20 protein-coding genes and 1 tRNA gene are annotated in these 21,664 nt (G+C 30.9%); 12 read left to right on the top strand and 9 right to left on the bottom strand.

Features of this window, described 5'->3' with window-relative positions; translation table 11 throughout:
* The first annotated feature begins 3 nt into the window (after window positions 1-3).
* Genes P9515_RS05700 through P9515_RS05690 form a run of 3 tightly spaced genes read left to right on the top strand, consistent with a single transcriptional unit; the run spans window position 4 to window position 2,604 of the window.
* Window positions 4-1,098, top strand: coding sequence for an iron-containing alcohol dehydrogenase family protein (locus P9515_RS05700; RefSeq protein ID WP_011820485.1), 1,095 nt, complete (start codon window positions 4-6; stop codon window positions 1,096-1,098).
* 5 nt (window positions 1,099-1,103) lie between these two features.
* Window positions 1,104-2,003, top strand: a complete 900-nt coding sequence (locus P9515_RS05695; RefSeq protein WP_011820484.1) for an alpha/beta fold hydrolase — start codon at window positions 1,104-1,106, stop codon at window positions 2,001-2,003.
* Entirely contained in the window at window positions 1,996-2,604 is a 609-nt protein-coding gene (locus P9515_RS05690) for a hypothetical protein (RefSeq protein WP_011820483.1), read from the top strand. The genes P9515_RS05695 and P9515_RS05690 overlap by 8 nt, the downstream gene beginning before the upstream one ends.
* On the opposite strand, the gene P9515_RS05685 is transcribed toward P9515_RS05690, so the two are convergent.
* Window positions 2,601-3,458: a phosphatidate cytidylyltransferase gene (locus P9515_RS05685; protein WP_011820482.1), complete on the bottom strand. Its 858-nt coding sequence runs from the start codon at window positions 3,456-3,458 to the stop codon at window positions 2,601-2,603. The two genes, P9515_RS05690 and P9515_RS05685, sit on opposite strands and share 4 nt — an antisense overlap.
* Window positions 3,459-3,467: 9 nt before the next feature.
* The gene (locus P9515_RS05680) at window positions 3,468-4,865 is read right to left on the bottom strand and encodes an aminotransferase class I/II-fold pyridoxal phosphate-dependent enzyme (protein WP_011820481.1); all 1,398 of its coding nucleotides are present in this window, start codon (window positions 4,863-4,865) and stop codon (window positions 3,468-3,470) included.
* 64 nt (window positions 4,866-4,929) lie between these two features.
* Between P9515_RS05680 and P9515_RS05675 the strand changes: the two genes are divergently transcribed.
* Together P9515_RS05675 and P9515_RS05670 are read left to right on the top strand one after the other, a co-directional pair.
* Window positions 4,930-6,588, top strand: coding sequence for an ABC1 kinase family protein (locus P9515_RS05675; protein WP_011820480.1), 1,659 nt, complete (start codon window positions 4,930-4,932; stop codon window positions 6,586-6,588).
* A gap of 780 nt (window positions 6,589-7,368) precedes the next feature.
* Window positions 7,369-7,857, top strand: a complete 489-nt coding sequence (locus P9515_RS05670) for a helix-turn-helix domain-containing protein (protein ID WP_011820479.1) — start codon at window positions 7,369-7,371, stop codon at window positions 7,855-7,857.
* 15 nt (window positions 7,858-7,872) lie between these two features.
* On the opposite strand, the gene malQ is transcribed toward P9515_RS05670, so the two are convergent.
* Complete coding sequence (gene malQ, locus P9515_RS05665) at window positions 7,873-9,393, bottom strand: 4-alpha-glucanotransferase (protein ID WP_011820478.1); 1,521 nt, start codon at window positions 9,391-9,393, stop codon at window positions 7,873-7,875.
* 260 nt (window positions 9,394-9,653) lie between these two features.
* Between malQ and P9515_RS05660 the strand changes: the two genes are divergently transcribed.
* A complete protein-coding gene (locus tag P9515_RS05660) occupies window positions 9,654-10,649 on the top strand; it encodes a ribose-phosphate pyrophosphokinase (RefSeq protein WP_011820477.1) in 996 nt (331 codons plus the stop codon).
* A 13-nt stretch (window positions 10,650-10,662) separates the two neighbouring features.
* On the opposite strand, the gene P9515_RS05655 is transcribed toward P9515_RS05660, so the two are convergent.
* Together P9515_RS05655 and P9515_RS05650 are read right to left on the bottom strand one after the other, a co-directional pair.
* Window positions 10,663-11,088 carry a hypothetical protein gene (locus tag P9515_RS05655; RefSeq protein WP_011820476.1) on the bottom strand — a complete coding sequence of 142 codons (426 nt, stop codon included), beginning with the start codon at window positions 11,086-11,088 and terminating at the stop codon, window positions 10,663-10,665.
* 69 nt (window positions 11,089-11,157) lie between these two features.
* Complete coding sequence (locus P9515_RS05650; RefSeq protein ID WP_011820475.1) at window positions 11,158-11,700, bottom strand: hypothetical protein; 543 nt, start codon at window positions 11,698-11,700, stop codon at window positions 11,158-11,160.
* Between the two features lie 106 nt (window positions 11,701-11,806).
* Here P9515_RS05650 and P9515_RS05645 point away from each other — a divergent pair, with 106 nt between their 5' ends.
* Window positions 11,807-12,925: a histidine kinase gene (locus tag P9515_RS05645; protein WP_011820474.1), complete on the top strand. Its 1,119-nt coding sequence runs from the start codon at window positions 11,807-11,809 to the stop codon at window positions 12,923-12,925.
* 41 nt (window positions 12,926-12,966) lie between these two features.
* Window positions 12,967-13,039: transfer RNA gene (locus P9515_RS05640), tRNA-Glu, on the top strand.
* A gap of 20 nt (window positions 13,040-13,059) precedes the next feature.
* Here P9515_RS05640 and P9515_RS05635 read toward each other — a convergent pair.
* Window positions 13,060-13,599 (bottom strand): SRPBCC family protein, encoded by a 540-nt coding sequence (locus P9515_RS05635; protein WP_011820473.1) that lies wholly within the window; start codon window positions 13,597-13,599, stop codon window positions 13,060-13,062.
* A 181-nt stretch (window positions 13,600-13,780) separates the two neighbouring features.
* Here P9515_RS05635 and P9515_RS05630 point away from each other — a divergent pair, with 181 nt between their 5' ends.
* The 4 genes from P9515_RS05630 to P9515_RS05615 all read left to right on the top strand — a co-directional run bounded on the left by P9515_RS05630 (window position 13,781) and on the right by P9515_RS05615 (window position 19,281).
* Complete coding sequence (locus tag P9515_RS05630; RefSeq protein WP_011820472.1) at window positions 13,781-14,935, top strand: FAD-binding oxidoreductase; 1,155 nt, start codon at window positions 13,781-13,783, stop codon at window positions 14,933-14,935.
* Between the two features lie 111 nt (window positions 14,936-15,046).
* On the top strand, window positions 15,047-16,570 hold the full coding sequence (zwf, locus tag P9515_RS05625; RefSeq protein WP_011820471.1) for a glucose-6-phosphate dehydrogenase: 1,524 nt from the start codon (window positions 15,047-15,049) through the stop codon (window positions 16,568-16,570).
* A gap of 7 nt (window positions 16,571-16,577) precedes the next feature.
* Window positions 16,578-17,879, top strand: a complete 1,302-nt coding sequence (locus P9515_RS05620) for a glucose-6-phosphate dehydrogenase assembly protein OpcA (RefSeq protein WP_011820470.1) — start codon at window positions 16,578-16,580, stop codon at window positions 17,877-17,879.
* A 10-nt stretch (window positions 17,880-17,889) separates the two neighbouring features.
* Window positions 17,890-19,281 (top strand): cobyrinic acid a,c-diamide synthase CobB, encoded by a 1,392-nt coding sequence (locus tag P9515_RS05615; RefSeq protein WP_041710730.1) that lies wholly within the window; start codon window positions 17,890-17,892, stop codon window positions 19,279-19,281.
* Here the strand turns inward: P9515_RS05615 and P9515_RS05610 are convergent.
* The 3 genes from P9515_RS05610 to folD are packed head-to-tail and all read right to left on the bottom strand — an operon-like array spanning window position 19,278 to window position 21,608.
* The gene (locus P9515_RS05610; protein WP_011820468.1) at window positions 19,278-19,757 is read right to left on the bottom strand and encodes a divergent PAP2 family protein; all 480 of its coding nucleotides are present in this window, start codon (window positions 19,755-19,757) and stop codon (window positions 19,278-19,280) included. The two genes, P9515_RS05615 and P9515_RS05610, sit on opposite strands and share 4 nt — an antisense overlap.
* 14 nt (window positions 19,758-19,771) lie before the next feature.
* Window positions 19,772-20,674, bottom strand: coding sequence for a geranylgeranyl diphosphate synthase CrtE (gene crtE / locus P9515_RS05605; RefSeq protein WP_011820467.1), 903 nt, complete (start codon window positions 20,672-20,674; stop codon window positions 19,772-19,774).
* A 37-nt stretch (window positions 20,675-20,711) separates the two neighbouring features.
* Window positions 20,712-21,608, bottom strand: a complete 897-nt coding sequence (gene folD, locus P9515_RS05600) for a bifunctional methylenetetrahydrofolate dehydrogenase/methenyltetrahydrofolate cyclohydrolase FolD (RefSeq protein ID WP_011820466.1) — start codon at window positions 21,606-21,608, stop codon at window positions 20,712-20,714.
* Window positions 21,609-21,664 lie beyond the last annotated feature (56 nt).

Genomic DNA, 21,664 nt, shown 5'->3' with positions numbered 1-21,664 from the left:
CATATGCAGTCAATATCACCAGAAAAAATATTTAGGGGGAGTGGAGCTTGGATAAAAGCTATACCACATATTAAAAGTATTTCAAAACGCCCATTACTTTTAGGAAGAAGTTTAGTAACTAATAATATTAGGCAGCAAATCTATAAAGATTTGCTTAGCGAAAACCTTGATACACATATTTCTAACCTGCAATTCGATTGTTGTTATGAAGATCTCAAAAGGGTAAAAAACATTGCACTAAAAAATAATTGTGATTCTATTATTGCCATAGGAGGAGGTAAAGTCTTAGATTCCGGGAAATTTTTAGCAGATTCTCTTTCCATCCCAGTTATTACTATTCCCTTAAGTGCATCTACTTGTGCAGGCTGGACTGCACTATCAAACATTTATTCAACAACTGGGCAATTCATTAAGGATATTGAGTTGAAATCATGTCCTAAAATTTTAGTATTTGATCATGCCTTTATTAAAACAGCTCCAAAGAGGACACTTTCTAGCGGAATAGCTGACTCTTTGGCCAAATGGTATGAATCTTCTTTAACTAGTTCAAAAGTTAAAGATGGACTTGTCCAGCAAGCAATTCAAATATCACGAGTATTAAGAGATCAGCTTCTTATTGATGGAGAGAGTGCTTATCAGAGTCAATCTCTTCAAAATACTTCTTGGTGCAATGTAGTTGAAGGATGTGCACTTACTGCGGGATTGATAGGAGGAATAGGAGGAGAAAAGTGTAGAACGGCAGCTGCTCATGCTTTCCATAATGCTATCACTCAAATAGTTTCAACACAAAAGCCCTTACATGGCGAAATTGTTGGAGTTGGAATATTATTGCAATTAAGACTAGAAGAAACCAAAAATAATAATAAATTAGCTAACCAATCTATTAATCAATTATTGGTATTAATGAAGAAATTAAATTTACCAACTACTATCGCTCAATTAGGTATAAATGTTTTTGAAAATAATAATTTACAGAGAATTGCCGATTTTACATGCAGGGATAAATCTGAGATTCATTTTTTACCTTTTAAAATCAGTCAACAAGATATTATTGAAGTTATTTCGAATTTTGAAAGGCAAGAAATTAAGATTTCATAAATTCTTTGAACAAAAATCTTTATAAAGACTTCAATAAATTTAATATTGATAATTTTGAAAAAATTAAATTTTCTATTCAAGATCCATTAGGCCAAAAAATATCTAATGATGTTAATTGGATAAAACTTGACGAAAAATGGAACCATGCAAAATTTCCTGTTGTAATTGGAGGTTCAGGAGACCCTGTACTGTTATTACATGGATTTGATAGTAGTTTTCTAGAATTCAGGAGAATTTATCCATTTTTAAAAAATAAATTCCAGTTGATAATACCTGACTTATTAGGATTTGGGTTCACTCCTAGGATTGCTACACAGGAATATAATGCTCATAAAATAATTTCTAATCTTGAAGATATTATTAATACTTTAACTTTAAAAAATAAGTTAATGATTATTGGAGCTTCTATGGGAGGATCTGTGGCTATAAACTTGGCGAAGGAAATTCCCGATCTTATTGATAAGATAATCCTGTTATCCCCTGCAGGACTTTTTGGAGAATCCAAAATTATTCCGTTTCCATTTAACCAAATTGGAGCAAGCTTTTTAGGATTGCCTAAAGTTAGAAAAAGTCTTTGCCGGCAAGCTTTTGCCTACCCAGATAAAAGTGTTGGTTCAATGGAGGAGCAAATTGCCTCAATTCATTTAGGATGTTATGGTTGGAGAAATTCATTAGCTTCTTTTGCAAAAAGCGGAGGATTTGCAGGGTCATATAAATATATGAAAAATATATCAATTAAAACTATTTGTGGAGAAAATGATAGAATTCTTGGGACAAAAGAAATCAAAAAAATAAAACAAATTGATCAGTTAAATTTTATTGGGTTGAAAAATTGTGGTCATCTTCCGCATATAGATATGCCATCATTAACTGGTAAAATTATTTACGATTATTTTTGTGATTAGCAAAAATTTAGTTGATAATTTTATTAAGTTTGTAATTAAATCTTGGTTGAAATCTGTATGTACAAGGATTGAGATTCATTCTTTAAATTTAATTTTAAATAAAAATAGTTTTGGCAAAATAGATGCAATCAAATTAGTTGCTGAAAATATTATTTATGAAGGTTTGTATATAAATAAAATAATAATTAAAATCTTTGATTGTAATTTAAAGTTCAATTATAGAAATCATCTAGTATATTCTGAAGATTTAATTATTAATAGTTTTTTAACAATAGATGCAAGAAGTTTAGAAAATACTTTTTTCTCAAAAAAATGTAAAAATCTAAGAAAAAAAATAGAGAAAGCACTTATAAAGAGTGGGTTTATATCAAATATATTTATTATTAATAACTTAATTAATTGTAACTATAATACAAATAAATTAAGTAATCAGATATTTCTATTGTTATATTTAAAGGAAAATTTGATTTTTCTAGAAGATATAAAAAATAAAAATAAGATATTCCTACCTTTAGATAAAAATATTAAAGTTAATTACTGCAATATTAAAAATGAAGTAATAAATGTAGATTTATCATCAAAAGTAATTTTTGATGATTAACTAAAATACTTTAAAATTATAATTATATAATAGATAACTGATGGGGTGAAAATATAACTATCAATTCTATCAAGAATGCCACCATGACCAGGTAAAAAAGTTCCAGAATCTTTTATTTTTGCATCTCTTTTCATCATTGATTCGATTAAATCCCCTACTAAAGCCATAAGTGAAACTAACATTCCATACAATATTCCAATTAAAATTGGATTTTGCCAATTAAGTAAAAAACCAAAAAAAGTTGCGACTAAAATTGAACATATTATTCCTCCTATCAAACCTTCGAGAGTTTTACTTGGGGATATGGGAGAAAGGGCCTTTTTCCCAAATGACTTGCCAATAAAATAAGAACCAATATCACTCGCCACTATTAACAAGCAAGAAATTAATGTTAGATAGAGACCTGTGGAATTAGAGAAGCTTTCGAACGATAATATTCCCTCTGACAAATTATCCATAGTCGATTCAATTGCTCTTAATTTAATCCAATAACTAGGTAAAAAACCTAAGTAAAACAAGCCAAAAATAGATGCTGCGATATCAGAAATAGTCCCTGACTTTGGCTGAAGCAGTAACCATGTACATATTCCAACTGAACACATGGGTAATATCGAATTGTATATTTCTCTATCAAGGAATCCGATAGTTTCTAGATATGTTGAGATCGTAATTATGAAACATGAAAATAATGTAGTTTTAGTGGCTGGTTTTATTCCAGTGAATTCAGCCATTCTAAAAAATTCGAGTAGTGCAATATAAGTAAGTAATACGATTGCTATTGTGAAAAACCATCCTCCTAATAACACAACTACTAACCCAAATAATCCGATTAGTAAACCACTTCGCAATCTCATATTGAATTTCTAGTTATGTAGGACCCTTATATAAGAATTTAACAGATCTTGGTTATATAAACTTTGAGTTTCTATCCAATCTATTCTTTCTTTATCTATTCTCTCCCCAGGAACTATTAGAGGTATTCCTGGAGGATAAGGACAAATAATATCAGCGGAAATTTTTCCTAAAGACTCAGCAAGAGGAATACTATAAGTCTTACTCCTCCAGGCAACTCCTATTGGGACTTCTGGTGATTGTACTAATCTAAAGGGTGGTTTTATGGCTTTCAAACTATAAGATTTATTAGTTTGAATTAGTAATTTTTCCCATAAATCTTGGAATAAGGAAATAAAATCCTTTTGATTGGAAAACCCTAGGCAAAAAGTAAGTGTCTTCATTTCAGGCAATTCAGCAATTAGTCCGTTTTTATAAAAAAATCTATCTGCAGTAAAACCATCAATTCCAACTTCAGAAGTATTAAGTACTATTTTTAAAGGATCTTGGGTTTCAATTAGAGGTATCTTTCTTTTTTTTAACTCTTTGAAGATCTTTTTTGCTTCAGAAATTCTCTTTTTGTATTTATCGAGATTATCTTTATTAAGCCAGTCTTTAATGGACTCCTCACAGGATGAAAGCAAAAGCGAATTCGGACTGGTAGTCTGCAACAAATTTATGCTTTTAATTAAATTATTTTCTTCTATAAGATTCCCATTATGCCAAATCACGGCTGTTTGGGTTAGGCCATTAAGTGACTTATGCAGTGAATGGACTACTAAATCTGCTTTTGATCTTATGGCTGATTTCGGTAAACCAAGATTTTCACAAAATAAAAAATATGACCCATGAGCTTCATCAACTAAAACAGGTAAATTATGTTGATGACAAATTTTAATTAAGGGTTCAATATTCGAGGCATATCCTTGATAGTAGGGATTAACCAGTATTACTCCTGCAATTTTCCTCTTTTCAAGATCTATATTATTGAATACATTCATAAACCACTTTTTAGTAATTGGCATAAAATGGCCAGTCTCTATTGAAAACTCTATGTCAAAAAATATTGGAATAATATTCTGCAAAGCACAAGCTTTGATAACGCTAATATGAACATTTCTTGGCATAAGAATATACTCTCCAGGATTAGCCATGGTAATTATTCCTGATTGAATTAAACCTGATGCTCCGTTTACTCCAAAAAAACATTTTTTGGTGTTTAATTTTTTTGAAATTGATATTTGAGCATCATGTATTAATCCACTTTTTGATAAGGGAGAGCCTATTTCAGGTAGTTCGGGTAAATCCCAAAAACCTGGTTCTTTTTTTAATAATCGAATCAAACCCTTTGGTAAAGCCTTTCCTCTGTTGTGGGCAGGGAAGAAAAGTGACTTTAAAAACTTTTTAGTTAGAAAAGAAGAAATACTCATAAAGTATTATTGGCACATATAGAATGTATTGAAAATGAATTCTTCTTTAATATTTTAAATTTTAATGGCAGCTTCTTATACAAAATATTCACCCAAAAAAGATTTGCTTTGGTTACTTTTGAGGCCATGGATCTTATTTCCAAGAATTTTATATATCCTATTAACTTTAATATTTCTTTTAGTAAGAATACTTTTTCAAGGTAACAGTAATAGCAATAATGTACAGAAAAATCTTTCTAAATATCTTTTTGAAGTTATTACAAATTTGGGCCCATGTTTTATTAAATTAGGACAAGCACTTTCAACGAGACCTGATCTTGTAAGGCAAGATTGGTTAACAGAACTGACTAATTTACAAGATAATCTTCCACCTTTTGATCACAAAATTGCTCTAAAAATAATTGAGGAGGAACTTGGAGCTCCTGCTAATGAATTATTTGATGATTTTCCAGATAAACCTATTGCTTCAGCTAGCTTAGGAATAGTTTATAAAGCAAAAATAAAAAATAATTCTTTATGTGCGGTAAAAGTACAAAGACCTAATCTATTTTTTCTTATTAGAAGAGATATTGTGATACTAAAAATTTTAGCAAATACATTTGGATCATTATTACCACTAAATATTGGTGTTGGAATTGGAGAAATAATAGATGAATTTGGTAAAGCCCTTTTTGAAGAAATTGACTACGAAAAAGAAGGGGAAAATGCATTAAAATTTGCAGAATATTTTAAAGCAAATCCCAATGTATTTATACCAAAATTAGAAAAAGATTTTTCCTCAAAAAGGGTAATTACAACATCTTGGATTGAAGGAGTTAAGTTAAGAGACAGAGAAATATTAGAGCAAAATAATTTGATACCTTCCTCTTACATAAGAACTTGCGTGATAAGTGGACTACAGCAATTATTCGAATATGGTTATTTCCATGCGGATCCTCATCCTGGAAATATGTTTGCTCTTAAAGGTGGAAGTTCAGATTTCGGACACTTAGCTTACGTTGATTTTGGAATGATGGATACTATTACTAATTCAGATAGGCTTACACTTATAAAAGCAATTGTTCATTTAATAAATCAAGAGTATTTATTAATGGCTAAAGATTTTCAGAAATTAGGCTTTTTAACAAAAGACCAAGATCTTGAACAACTTGTAGAACCACTAAAAGAGGTTCTTGGTGGAGCTTTTGGCGCTGAGGTTGGCAATTTTAATTTAAAAAATGTAACTGATAAATTCTCAAAACTTATGTATTCTTATCCTTTTAGAGTTCCAAGTAGGTTTGCCTTAATAATAAGAGCTGTTGTTAGTCAAGAAGGTTTAGCTTTAAGACTTGATCCTGAATTTAAAATTTTGAAAATTGCATATCCATATATTGCAAAAAAACTTTTAACAGATAATTCAGATGAAATTGTAGATATTCTTCTTGAAGTTGTATTTGATAGTGAAGGTAGAATTCAGATTGATAAGCTTGAAAGTTTATTAAACACCTTATTTAAGGATACTGAAAACATTAATTCAGATCTAATACCAGTCGCCAATGCAGGGTTAAAACTATTTGTAAGTGAAAAAGGATCTGAAGTTAGAAAAAACCTTTTATTGAGCCTTGTTAAAGATGACAAATTAGAACTCAAAGACGCTGAAAAACTCTTAAGTTTATTGAGGGATACTTTTAGTCCTTTAAAATTAGCTAAAAGTGCCGTTCAAAATATTATCTCTGCAGTTTAGTTTTTTATCAATTCCTCAAATTATAATTTTTGATTTATGAATTGATTAATACAATACAAACCATTAATTAGATGCCATTATTAAGTAGCTAAATTTAAATAAACTTCCTTGCAAATTATAGAATTTATTCAAGAATCTAATCAGATGATATTTGTTCGAGATAAGAAATTTTATTTAATGGATCAATTCAGAAATATGTATGAAAGTTAATCTTAATTCTCATAGCAATAACGTAAATAATAAATGATTAAAAATATAAATATTATTCCAATAAATATATTATTAAATAAACCTGAAAACTTTATCACCTTTTATTCTGATATTTTAATAAAAAAAGGATAATTATTTTCCCCGATCAGTGAAAAAGGTGTTTTTTCTCTTGAGAAAAAAGATTTTTTAAATAGACGTATATTCTTGATTAAAAAAATTTTAGATTTTTTCTTAGGAATTAATACATCCAAAATTCGAAGAATAAAAAATATATAAGGTAATAATAAATGAGGATTAAAATAAAAAAGGCCGTAATACTTATTTGTCTCGTATAGATTTAGAAAGCGAAAAATTCACTTTTCAAAAAATATAATAAAAATAAAGATTCTAAATATATCTTTTAAAAAATTGCTTTTAAAGAAGTAAGAAATATGAAATAAGGACGATTCTAAGCCTACTATTTTATAAAGTAATTGATTTACAAATGGATAATTTTGCTAATATCTCATTAGATAATCTTAAAGAAGGTGATTAGAAACTTATTGAAATTAATAAAATAAAAAATATCAAATGAAATTATTCAAATTTAATTTTCTAAAGAAAAAAAATCAAATAGAAGAAAAAGAAAATAATAGTCAAGAATATGATCGATACGATGAAATTGGTAATTTAGTAAAAGAAGCAAGGATTCAAAATAATCTTTCAATCAAAGAATTATCCTACATCTCAAAAATCCCAGAATCTTCGATTAATTCAATCGAGAATAATATTAAAGACCTTAGACCTAAATATCCTTTTATAAGATCAATATTATTTAAGCTGGAAAAATGTTTATTTTTGAAAGATAATACCCTGGTAGGTTTAGCCATTGAAGAAACTAATAATTTCGATAAAAGAAATAATAATTATGTGATAGGAAAGTTTGATTTTCTAAATTCTTGGGAGGTAAGTATTTTTTATTTTTTAGCTTTAATTTCAACATTATTTATCCTTAATAGATATTTTATTTCAAATATCAATATTATTGAGATTCAAATGATTGAAGAAAAAGCAAAATAAAATAATTTTTAATTGCTAATCACTTATCCTTCCATAAGTATTTCCAAGTTCACTATATTTTTGTAAATTTAAATCAATCTCGTCTAGTTTTTTATTTAATTTCCATTTCCAATTATTTTTAATTGTGCCGGGAGTATTTAATCTACAAGAGTCATCTAAAGATAAGATATCTTGTATTGGGGAGATAAAAAGTTTAGCTTTTGTTTTCATTCCAACCTCTATTAAATTCCAAGAGGGATCATCAGAAAAATTGTAGTTGAATTTAATATCATTTTTAACATGCTCATCTAAATAGTCCCACCACGAAGAAGAAGTGGCATTATCGTGTGTTCCTGTATAAACAACCCAATTCTCACCTGTGATGTTTTTAGGAAGATAAGGATTGTTTTCGTTCCCATCGAATGCGAATTGCAAAATCTTCATACCCGGCAATTCATAATTGTTCCTTAGTAATTCCACATCTTTGGTTATTACGCCAAGATCCTCGGCAATGATAGGTAAATAATTAGAATTAAAGTCTTTTTTTAGAATATTTAGTAAGTCTTTACCAGGAGAATTAATCCAAGTTCCATTAATAGCATTTTTAGCATCACCATCAATCCTCCAATATCCAGCCAAAGCTCTAAAATGATCAAGCCTTAGAATGTCAACAAGTTCAAATTGTCTTTTAAATCTTTCTCTCCACCATTTGAAATTTGTTCTTTTATGTTTAGACCAATAGTAGGTAGGAGTACCCCATAGTTGTCCATTAGATGAAAAGTAATCAGGAGGAACTCCACTTTGGAAAAGTAATTTTCCATTTTGAGATATTGAGAATAGTGATTTATTACTCCAAACATCTGCACTGTCTCTTGAAACATAAAAAGGTAAATCACCTACAAGTGTAATTCCTTTATTTTTTGCAAACTCTTTGATATTTAGCCACTGTTTATTAAGATGCCACTGTATTAATTTTGTTTTTAGAATTTCATTACTTTTGTCCTTTAGCCATGGCTTTAAAAGTTCAATTTTTCTTTGTTTAAACTCAAATGGCCACTCCCACCAAGGCAACATATTAAATTCCTCTCTAATAGTCATAAATAGTGAATAATCGTCTACCCAATTATTTTTTTTATTCCATTTGTAGAAATCAGTTTTCCTCTCTTCAGATTGAGATTCCCATCCAATTAAAAGATATTCGCCTAATGATTTAGATAATTTATTTGCGAAATCAAAATCAAAATGAGATTCACTCTGATTATCTGATTGCAATTCCTGCTTGTTGGATAAAAATATAAAATGTTTTTCAATTAACTCATTAATATCAAGAAACCAAGGATTCAAAGCAAAGCTAGATGGAGAACTATAAGGAGATCCAGTTGAATCTGTTGGTGTAAGAGGTAAAAATTGCCAAAAATCAATCTTATGCTTGGAAAGCTTTTCAATCCATTCTTTTGCACCCTTTCCAAAAGTGCCACTATAGCTTCCTCCTGGGATGCTAGAAGGATGGAATAGTATTCCTAAAGATTTTTTTTTTAAAACAGATTTTAAAGTCATAAATTGTTAGTTTCTAATATTTTTTATAATTTGCATTTAAATTATTATTTAAACTAAGATTAGATAGATATATAAGATTTAACAAATAAAATTAAAAAAGGGGAGGTTTTTTCTGTAAATTTTTCAAATATATATTTTCATAATATTTTAAGTATTAATTATGGCACTTTCGACTTTAGAAGATAAAAAAAGTTAATTTATTTTTGCTAAATCGACATTAGGCACTACGATGAAAATAGATTTTTTTAAATGCTAATTTCGTGACAAGTTTTATCACGGCAGTGGACAATGAAGTCCCAAATTTTAATCTAGCCAATAGTCGACTAAGGTTAGTCAGTGGAACTTCTAATCCCAAATTAGCAGAAGAAATTGCTTCATATTTAGGGATAGAAAATGTTCCCTTAGTTTCTAAAAGATTTGCTGATGGGGAACTTTATGTTCAAATTCAGCAATCTATAAGAGGTTGTGATGTATTCCTTATTCAGCCCACATGCGCTCCTGTGAACGATAGTTTAATGGAGCTGATGATAATGGTAGATGCGTGCAAAAGAGCTTCAGCCAGGCAAATTACAGCTGTAATACCCTATTTTGGATATGCTAGGGCAGATAGGAAAACCTCCGGAAGAGAATCAATTACAGCAAAGCTCACCGCAAATTTACTTGAAAAATCTGGTGTAGATAGAGTTCTTGCCATGGATTTACATTCTGCCCAAATACAAGGATATTTTGATATCCCTTGTGATCATATTTATGGATCTCCAGTTCTGATTGATTATTTGGAAACTTTAAATTTGGAAGAAGTTGTAGTTGTATCTCCTGATGTGGGAGGTGTGGCCAGAGCAAGAGCATTTGCCAAATTAATGAAAGATGCTCCATTAGCCATTATTGATAAAAGAAGATCCGCTCACAATATTGCAGAGAGTTTGACTGTGATTGGAGAGGTAAAGGGGAAAACTGCTATTCTCATAGATGACATGATTGATACTGGGGGAACAATTTGCTCAGGGGCAAATTTATTAAAGAAAGAAGGAGCAAAGAGAATTTTTGCATGTGCGTCACATGCGGTATTTTCTCCCCCATCTTATGAAAGATTAAGTGCAAAAGATTTGTTTGAACAAGTTATAGTAACTAACAGTATTCCAGTTCTTGATAATAATAACTTCCAGCAGTTAAAAGTACTTTCTGTCGCTAATATGTTGGGAGAGGCAATTTGGAGGATTCATGAAGAAAGCTCTGTTAGTTCTATGTTTAGATAATTAATTTATTTATTTATTTATTTTCTTTTAGAATTTCGTTAACTTTTTTCGTCACATCTTTCGGAACACTATCAGGACAATACTTTATTGCTGTAGTAACTATTTGAAATTCTGCACCTGCAAATAATTTATCTCTCTCCAACTTTTTATCCCCTAATTCTTTAATTATTCCTCCATGTTTGCCCTCTATTACTTGTACGTAGGTTGCAGTAGCAACACCAACAGCTTTTGGGAATTTTATACCAGCTTTTGAAGCGATACAAAGATATGAAGCTCCCATACCTTTATACAAATATAAATCTTCTTCCGTAGCAGCCTGAATTTTCTTGTCTGATTTAATCTCTTTATTAAAGATTGTTACGTAAAAAAAAGTTAGAAATAAAAGTATTGGAAGACTTACTAAATTAAAGATTTTTTTTGAATATATTTTTGTAAACATTAATTACTTCTTTTATTTATTACCTAAAGATAACATTTTTTATTTTTAAACTCTATCAGCCAATCGAACTTATGTAATAATTTTAATTTCGTGATGAGTCTCAACTATTTTAAGTTTATCCTTATTCCATGAATATATAACCCTATACCTATATTTATCATCATCAATAAGTCTAGTGTGTTCAAGTATATACCAGTCTTCATAGGTAGATTCGAAAATCATTTCATGTTCATCAACTTGTTTAATATTAGAAATGCCATCAATATTACTTAAATAAAAATTTTCTCTTATTAATTGATGTCCCTTAATAAAAGCTTGCATTTCGCCTTTTTCTTTATATTTAGGATTCTCATCAAAAAAACTATATTTCTTTTCTGGATACCATGTGAATTTGTAATGTGACTCCCATTCTTTTGTAGTTTCAATGCCCTCAACATTTATATACATACAAAGATTATAAGTTTTCTTTTTTTCCTCAAGAAAATATGTTCTATTGGATTTCCAAAGGCCAATATTGCGAGAAAACCATCTTTTTAAATTACTATTTATACTTATTTCGGGGGAATCATAATCGCCGGAATTAAAATTAGGTTTTTGATTAATAACAACCATTTATAAATAGCATCTATTTATTTCATAGCTTATCTGTAAAATAAATATAAATATCTTAATGTGTTTATAAGCAATAAAAGCTTTTCAACACTTCAGGGGAAATGATTTGAATGAAAAAAAAGAACTAAAACTAATACTAGTAGCTGCTAGAAATCACCTTTCTAGAGTTGATTTGAAATTATTATTGTCTTATTTAGAATCAGATGATTGTGAATTTGATATTTCTCTTCAAATTTCTGAACCAACGGAACAACCGGAATTACTTGAGTTGCATCGATTGGTTGCTATTCCAGCTCTTATAAAAGTTTCACCGGGTCCAAAGCAAATATTTGCTGGGAGTAATATTTTTGTTCAATTGCAGACTTGGTTGCCTAGATGGAAGCAAGAAGGGGTAACTAATAATTTGGGTATTAATCTTCAACCTTCCAAAATAGATTCAATTAGAACACAAAAAGAATTTCTCCTTGAGGAGGAATTGTTGGTCCTAAGACAAGAAAATGAGACGCTTACAAAAAGAATCGAATCGCAAGAAAGACTTTTAAGGATGGTTGCACATGAATTGAGAACACCTTTAACTGCTGCCACTCTGGCTATTCAAAGTCAAAAATTAGGTCAAATTGATATAAAAAAATTACAAGATGTTATTAAACGACGCTTAGAAGAAATTGAACTTTTATCTCAAGATCTTCTAGAAGTTGGAACCACTAAATGGGAAGCACTTTTTAATCCTCAAAAAATTGACTTAGGAAATATAAGTGCCGAAGCAATACTTGAATTAGAAAAATTTTGGAGATTAAGAAGAATTGAAATTGATACTGATATTCCTTCCGATCTCCCGTGTGTATTTGCAGATCAAAGAAGAATGAGACAGGTATTTTTAAATTTAATTGAAAATGCTCTTAAATTTTCAGAAGATTCTGGATTGATAAAAATTACAATGATTCATAAAACAAATCAATGGGTAGAAATAACAATTTGTGACAAAGGAGCTGGGATTCCTTTAAGTGAACAAAAAAGAATATTTCTTGATAGAGTGAGGCTACCACAGACATCTGAGGGAACCTCTGGATTTGGTATTGGCTTATCTGTATGCAGAAGAATTGTTGAAGTTCATGGAGGAAGAATATGGGTAGTATCAGAAGTTGGGGAAGGTTCGTGCTTTCATTTTACGGTCCCAGTGTGGCAAGGCCAAAACAAAGATCAACAACACTTGACGAAAGGATAGCTTTACTCCTAATTTTTTATAAGCTATACAGCTATTTCCTTGGCCCCATCGTCTAGAGGCCTAGGACACCTCCCTTTCACGGAGGCGACAGGGGTTCGAATCCCCTTGGGGCTATTAATTAATTTTTTAGGATTTTAATTATTAATTGAATATTTTGCTTGCTTATCTACTGCAATCAAATTTTCAGAGAGATCTTTTTTTAACCTTTTTTCTATCATCCCAATAGGCATCCATTGGCATCCCTGCACAGTGAGATCATATATCAACGAGTTTTTTGAGGTGTCTTTTATCTTTTGAATTTTCCAGCTTCCTTCAAATTTCCTAAAATCGCCTTTAATCAGACTAAATTTTAATAAACCAAGTTCTTTCTCTTCGAATAAATCAATAGTAACTTCTGCAGAAAATTTCATCCCCAGAAAATCTTGAGCACCAACTTGTTTAAGATGAACATTATTATTATTTTTATAAATTTTTTTACTTGATAAAAGATTTGGAATATATAGGTTTAGGCGATCATAATCAGTTAGAACGTTCCATAGAGAGTCGAAAGTGGCAGAAGTTGTCAACTGTGCAGCAAGCCTCCTCGTTCCGCCATCAAACTTTTCCATGGTTTGCTCAATTGTTCTGTAATCATTATTTTGATAATGATTAACTGATCCCTGAGAATTATTCATAGATGAATTTTTTAATTAAATAAAAAATTATTCCTGAGTAACTATACCGATAAAACAAATAAAAAAAGATAAAAAAACAAAATTATATGTATATATTCCGATCTCAAAACGTAACCATTTTTATAAAACAAGTACAAATTAGGATACAAATTGATAATCTTTTATTAAAGAAATTTACAAAATGGTTTACTCCCAAGCAAAAGTTATCGCAGGTGGATTGGCTCATATCCCAATCGTGATAGGTGTTTTTTATTTTATAATGACTTTTTTTAATAAAAGAGCCATAGATTATGCTGAAGCGAATAAACCTAAAAAAGTTGAAAAGAAGGTAGTTGAAACTAAGGTTAAGGCTAAAGAAACCTCTTCAGTAAATGCAGAAACAAAAACAGAAGCCCCATTAAAAGTTGAAAATTCTAAGATAGATAAAAAAACTATGAAGAAAAAGCATGCAGATGTACCGGTAAATATATACAGACCAAAAACTCCATTTGAAGGAACTGTTATCGGTAATTATAGTCTTCTCAAAGAAGGTGCTATTGGGAGAGTAAATCACATAACATTTGATCTAAAGGGAAGTGATCCTTTTTTAAATTATGTTGAAGGTCAGAGTATAGGAATTATGCCTGTTGGTGAAGATGCTAATGGTAAACCTCACAAACTTAGACTTTACTCAATAGCAAGTACAAGACATGGTGATGATTTCGAGGGCAATACAGTTTCTCTTTGCGTTAGACAACTCCAATACGAGAAAGATGGTGAAACTATTAATGGCGTTTGTTCCACTTACTTATGTGATATCAAGCCAGGAGATAAGGTGAAAATTACAGGTCCTGTGGGGAAAGAAATGCTTCTCCCTGAAGAAGAGGATGCAAACATAGTAATGCTGGCTACTGGTACAGGTATAGCTCCTATGAGAGCTTATCTAAGAAGAATGTTTGAAGCTACAGAAAAGGAAAAAAATAAATGGAATTTCAAAGGTAAAGCATGGTTATTTATGGGTGCTCCTAAATCAGCTAACTTGCTATACGAAGAAGATTTGCAAAGATATCTTGAAAACTATCCAGATAACTTTAAATATACTAAAGCGATTAGTCGTGAACAACAAAATACAAAAGGTGGAAGAATGTATATTCAAGATAGAGTTTTAGAATCAGCTAATGAAATCTTTAATATGATTGAGGATGAAAAAACTCATATCTACCTTTGTGGTTTAAAAGGAATGGAACCTGGGATAGATGAAGCTATGACAAAAGCAGCAGCAGAAAAGGGTTTGAATTGGTCAGAGTTGAGACCACAACTTAAAAAAGCTGGCAGATGGCACGTAGAAACCTATTAATTTTTCTTAAAAGGTTTTAAATTATAATTTCAAGACTTTTTTGGTTTAGACACAAAATGTAGCTAATTAGCTAAAAAAAGACGATTTTATTTATATAAGACTAATAAAAATATGCTAAAAACTATAAGTAATCCTCTTAGATTAGGATTACGTCAAGAAAGAGTGATATCTCCACAATGTCTAATAATCTTTGGTGCTAGTGGAGATCTTACTCATAGGAAACTTATACCTGCTTTATTTGAACTGTATTTACAAAGAAGAATACCAAGTGAATTTGCCATAGTTGGTTGTGCTAGAAGAACTTGGACTGATCAAGAGTTTAAGGAGAAAATGAAAGCTAAATTGGGTGATCAAATAACTGGTAATGAAAAAGAATGGGAACTTTTTTCTAATTATCTTTTCTATGAGCCAGTTGATCTACAACAAAGTGAGCATGTTGTAAGGCTCTCCAAAAGATTAAATGAAATTGATAAATCACAGGCTACTCATGGAAACAAGACCTTCTACTTATCAGTATCTCCAAACTTCTACGGAAGTGGCTGTAAAGCCCTTAAGTCTGCTGGATTATTGGAAGACCCTAAGAAAAGTCGAATCGTTATTGAAAAACCTTTTGGAAGAGATTATTCAAGTGCAAAAAAACTGAATAAAATTGTTCAAAGTTGTGCAGATGAAAGTCAGATATATCGTATAGATCATTATTTAGGAAAAGAGACTGTTCAGAACATACTTGTTATGCGCTTTGCTAATACTATTTTTGAACCCATATGGAATAGAAATTATATTTCAAGTATTCAAATAACATCATCAGAGACAGTTGGGGTTGAAGATAGAGCTGGCTATTATGAAAGCTCTGGGGCTTTAAGAGATATGCTCCAAAATCATTTAACTCAAATGCTTGCTGTTACTGCAATGGAGCCACCAGGTAAATTCGAACCTGAGGCAATAAGGAATGAAAAAGCGAAAGTTCTTCAAGCGTCAAAACTTGCTGATGAGAATCAACCATGGAATTGCTGTATAAGAGGGCAGTATGCAAAAGGAGGAAATAGTCTAAAAAGACTTAAAGGTTACAGGGACGAGAATGGAGTGGATTTAAATAGTACAACAGAAACTTATATCGCCACAAAAGTTTTTATTGATAATTGGCGTTGGCAAGGAGTTCCTTTTTACTTAAGAACAGGTAAAAGGCTACCTAAAAGACTTGGGGAGATTGTATTAACATTTAAAGATGTTCCTGTACACTTGTTTGAATCAACAATAATTAATCCATCTCCAAATCAGCTTATTCTTAGAATTCAGCCAAATGAAGGAGCTACTTTTAAATTTGAAGTCAAATCACCCGGTTCAGGGATGAAATCAAGACCAGTTGAGATGGAATTTTCTTACGATGAATCTTTTGGAGAACCTTCTGATGAAGGTTATGTAAGATTGTTGGCTGATGCTATGCTTTCTGATCCAACATTATTCACAAGAAGTGATGAGGTAGAAGCTGCTTGGAAACTTTATACACCACTAATAGAGTTAATGGAGAATGCTCCTTGGAAGTTACCTATTCACAAATACGAATCAATGACTTGGGGGCCTCCTGAATCAGATCAATTACTTTCTAAAGATAATATTTTCTGGCGCAGACCCTAACCTTATAATGAAACCACAATTAACACTTCAAACCCCACTAGAACTTCCTCCTCAAGAAATATCTAATTACTTAAATCAATTATGGATTTCTGAAGATGAAGATAATTCTGGAGCCAATACTTTTACTTTGATGGTCTGGCAGCCTGCGTGGCTTGAACAATGCTTAGTTCAATCAGGCTTAATAAATGGACCAATCACTGGTACTTTAAGTCCAGAGATTATAAAAGTTGCTAAGAAAGTTATCGTTGATAAAAGGTTGCCTCATACGACTTCGATTAAAAGCGAAGAGTTATTAACTTCGTTGAAGGATAATTCTTTAAATAATGATTATGAAGACCTGAGAGGGCAATTCTTTGAATCCTCAATAAGTACTCTAAATCCTAGAAGATTAATTACCCTAGCACCAACTTTTAATAAAGAATCAGAGATTAAAACTTTTGTATCTGCCTATTGCCCACTAAGTGATAACGCTATAAATCAACCTATTTGTGGTGACTTGGTTGTTATAAGGGGGGATTCTAATTCTATAAAAAAGAAAGGATTGAAAATTATTGATGAACTATCCATAAAAGAATTACCTACTTGGTTATGGTGGAATGGAAGCCTAGATGAATCCCCAGAAATTTTTAATTATTTTACAGACTATGGTATAAGGTTAATTGTTGATACTGCAAATGGCTCGCCTAATAGATGCTTAAAGATTCTTGATCAATCAATAAGGTCAAATAAAGCTATTAATGATTTAAATTGGTTAAGACTTAAAAGTTGGCGTGAATCATTAGCAATGATTTTTGATCCTCCATCGAGGAGACCTATATTAGATCATATTTCGGATATTGACATAGATATTGCAGAAGGTAATTTGCTTCAAGCGTTATTTTTAATATCATGGATTAGTGACAAATTAGAATGGGTATTTTCAAAAATAGATAAACATGGAGGATTAATAAAAATAGAATTCAAAAGAGACAATGGTGAGAAAATTTCAACATGTATAAACCCTTTACCTTTAGGTAATCCAAGTATTCATTCGGGACAAGTCATTGGATTAAGGTTGATTTCCAAAATTAGTGAGGTTCAAAAAAATAATACTTGTGTAATTCTTGGATGTGAATCTGTTGAATGTATGAGACTTGAAGCCGGAGGTATGGCTGATATGCAATTAATAGAACAAGTTGTCCCAAATGATTTTTCTTCATCAGAATTTGATGTTAGTAAGTTATTGGGGAGTAGTAGAGGAAATACTAGCCCACTTTTTGAAAATGCTATTAAGGTTGCAGTTCAAATATTTAATAGTCTTTGTAAATAAAAGTAATTTAATGTCTTGTGTAATATCTTCTCCTTCAACTGATAGTGGAAAAACTACTTTATCGCTGTTAATTTCTTGTTGGGCTTTTTCAAAAGGTATAGAAATACAAACTTTTAAAATCGGGCCAGATTATCTTGATCAACAACAAATGAGTTCAATTGGCCAACCTATTTGTAGGAATTTAGATATTTTTTTAAGCGGTGAAGAATGGGTTAGAAATAATTTCTTAAAGCATTCTATGAAATATGAATTTTCATTAATTGAAGGAGCAATGGGGCTTTTTGATGGGTTAGGGGCGACTTCATATTCAAGTACTGCAAATGTTGCTAAGCTTCTTGATACTCCAATAATTTTTATTGTTAATGCAAGAGGTCAAGTGGCCTCTCTTTTACCAACCCTAAGAGGTTTCAGAGATTTTGATAAAGGATTATCGATAAAAGGAATTATATTCAATAACGTCAATTCAGATAGACATAAAAGTTTAATTAGAGAAGTTTTTAAAAATGAAGATATAGAAATTCTTGGATTTTTACCCTCAGATTCAAAAATAACTGTTAGAAAAGCAAATTTAGGTTTAGTTTCTCCATTTGATGATGCTAGAAAAATTGATGTTGACTATTTTGCAAGTTTCGCTCAAGAAAACCTTGATGTATTTTCTCTAATCAAATTTCTGAAAGCTCCTTCAGAAAAAATATTTAATACATCTTTTGGTAAAAATTTTAATATAGATAAAAACAAACCTATCGCAATAGCTGAAGATAGAATCTTTCATTTCCAATACACTGAAACGAAGGAGTTTCTTCATGAAATGGGAATACCTCTACTTTCATGGAGCATATATAATAATGAAGAAATTCCACAGGAAGCTTCATCTTTAATTATTCCTGGAGGCTTTCCAGAAAAATATGCAAGTCACATAAGTGATTCTGATAAAAGCTTAAATTCATTAAGGGAATTCCGAAAAAAAGGATTTATTTATGCAGAGTGTGGTGGGATGATGATTTTAGGAGATTTTATAAAAGATGAAAATGGTGACAATCATAAAATGAGCGGAATACTACCTTTTAAATCAAAAAAAAGTAATTTATCTGTAGGGTATAGATATATAAAAGGTTTAAAAGATTCCCCAATTATTAAAAAAAATCAATCAATTAGAGGACATGAATTTCATTATTGGGAAATTGAAAGTTATTCATCAGAAGTAGATTTAAAGAAAACAAAGCATAAGAACAAATTCACTTCACCATGGGAAATAAAATCGTGGGAGACTGAATTTAAAAATGAAGGTTGGTCAGATAAAAAATTACACGCAAGTTGGATACACCTACATTTACCAAGTTGCCCAGAAGCTGCAAGAAACTTTCTAGAAGCTACACAAAATGATTATTCTAGGAATTCCTAATTTATTATCAAATCTAATATATGGAGAGGAGAACCTATATATACTATTCCTGGTAATGTAATTAGTGGGCCTAGAAGACTGCCTACAATGACTTCAGATTTTGTATGACCAAGAGCTTCTTTTAAATCAACTTGCGATTTAGGATCTAGTATTTTTGATAGTTTATTAATTTCAGCAGCTTGAATTCCAGCTGATTTTCTAACCCCACTAGCGTCATACATAACAATTAGTGAAATTGCAATCGCCAATGCAAATATTGGGCTATCAAATCCTAATTGAAGACCTATTCCTGAAGTTGCTCCAGTTATTAGAGCAGAATGACTCGATGGCATCCCACCAGTTTCGAACATGATTCCAAATCTAAACTTTCCCGTTGCAAAGAAATTAAAAATAATTTTAAAGAATTGAGCTAATAAACAAGATATTAAACTCCAGAAAAGAACTGAATTATCTAAGAAAGCTAAAAATTCTGACATAAATTTAATACTTTTTACCTATCTCTATTTGTAATGAAATCAGCTAAGGAGATTAAATATTGTGCATCTAAACCCCAAGGCTCAATTGCTTTTTTTGCTTTATCAACCAAATCAAAAGCTCTCTTCTTTGATTCTTCCATTCCAAGTAACTTTGGATAGGTAGTTTTATCTGCTAAAAGATCTTTACCCGCTGTTTTACCGAGTTTCTCACTACTTGAAGTTAAATCAAGTATGTCATCTATTATTTGGAATGCCAAACCTATTCCCTCTGCATATGTGGTTAGAGCTTTTAATAATTCATCATTAGCTCCTGCAATCATCGCACCAGTTCTCACGCAAGCTTTTAGTAAGGCACCCGTCTTATGAAGATGAATATACTCGAGGGTTTCTAAGTCAACTTCTTTTCCTTCACATTCCAGATCAACAACTTGACCTCCAACAAGTCCAGGCGCTCCTGCTACAAGGGAAAGTTCTCCAATTACATTTAATAATCTATTTGGATCAACACCAGGGCTTCTTAATGAGACCATTTCAAATGCTCTCGTTAATAATGCATCTCCAGCAAGTATAGCTATTGCATCTCCATAAACTTTATGATTTGTAGGTCTTCCTCTTCTTAAGTCATCATTGTCCATAGCGGGTAAATCATCATGTATTAATGACATGGTATGAATCATTTCTATTGCCACTGCTGTAGGGACAGCTAGAGATGGTTCTCCTCCTGCTAAAGAACAAGACGCTAGACATAAAATTGGACGTATTCTTTTACCTCCAGCCAAGAGAGAATATCTCATTGATTCCCTAAGTATTTCTGGATTTTCTGGACCTAAGGATAAATCAAGAGCTTCTTCTACGATTTTTTTTGTCTCTTTTAGATATTTATCAAAATCTGAAATATTATCGATAACTTCTGTCATTTTTTACATTGAGTAAATTTTTTCTGCATCGTGGACTTTATGGCAAAAGGTCACTAAGCCTTGATAATAAAACAAATTGCTTTTGCCAACTAAAAATAGTATTTACTAGTAACATTGTTACCGTCATTGGTCCAACACCTCCAGGAACCGGTGTGTATGCATAAACTTTGGGAATTACATCTTCTAATAATACATCTCCACATAATTTAGTTTGGCTTTTATCAGAACTTGTTAATCTATGTATTCCCACATCAATAATTACAGCACCATCTTTTACATAACTAGAGTTTATAAGATTAGGTTTTCCTGCGGCAGCAATTAATATATCCGCTTCCTTACATATCTTCTTTAAATTTATAGTCTTTGAATGAGTTATTGTTACCGTACCATTTAGATTTAACAACATTAGAGATAGGGGTTTCCCAACCAAGAGGCTTCTTCCAACAACAACAATTTTTTTTCCTTCAATTGTAATATTTTGGGATCTTAATAAATTAACTATCCCTGCTGGTGTACAAGATCTCATCCCCGGTTCATTTTTAACTAATTTGCCAATATTTTTCTCATTTAATCCATCTACATCTTTGTCTGGATTGATTAAACTTATCAATCTTTGCTCATCAAATTTATCTGGTATGGGAAGTTGCAGTAGCATTCCGTCAATATCATTATCAAGATTTAATTTATTTATTAATTGTTCAACTTCTTTTTGATCGATAGTATCTTTCAAATGAAAAATAAAACTCTTTATCCCAACTCTTGCACATGCTCTTTCTTTATTCTTAACATAGACGCCACTAGCAGGATCTTCTCCAATTCTTATTACAGCTAAACCTGGAGGCCTTTTTGTTGAATTTATATTAGATTCAATATCTTTTTTTAATTTTTCTTCAATTTCTAAAGATAATTTTTTACCATCCAATTTTAATGACATTTAGAAAAACTTCTCCTTTTTACACCTAGCATGCCTATAATTTTAAATTATTCAAA

Origin of the sequence: Prochlorococcus marinus str. MIT 9515 (genome assembly GCF_000015665.1) — a bacterium.
Lineage (GTDB): Bacteria > Cyanobacteriota > Cyanobacteriia > PCC-6307 > Cyanobiaceae > Prochlorococcus_A > Prochlorococcus_A marinus_P.
The sequence above is the reverse complement of the archived record's forward strand: the minus strand, read 5'-3'. Positions and strand labels throughout refer to the sequence as shown.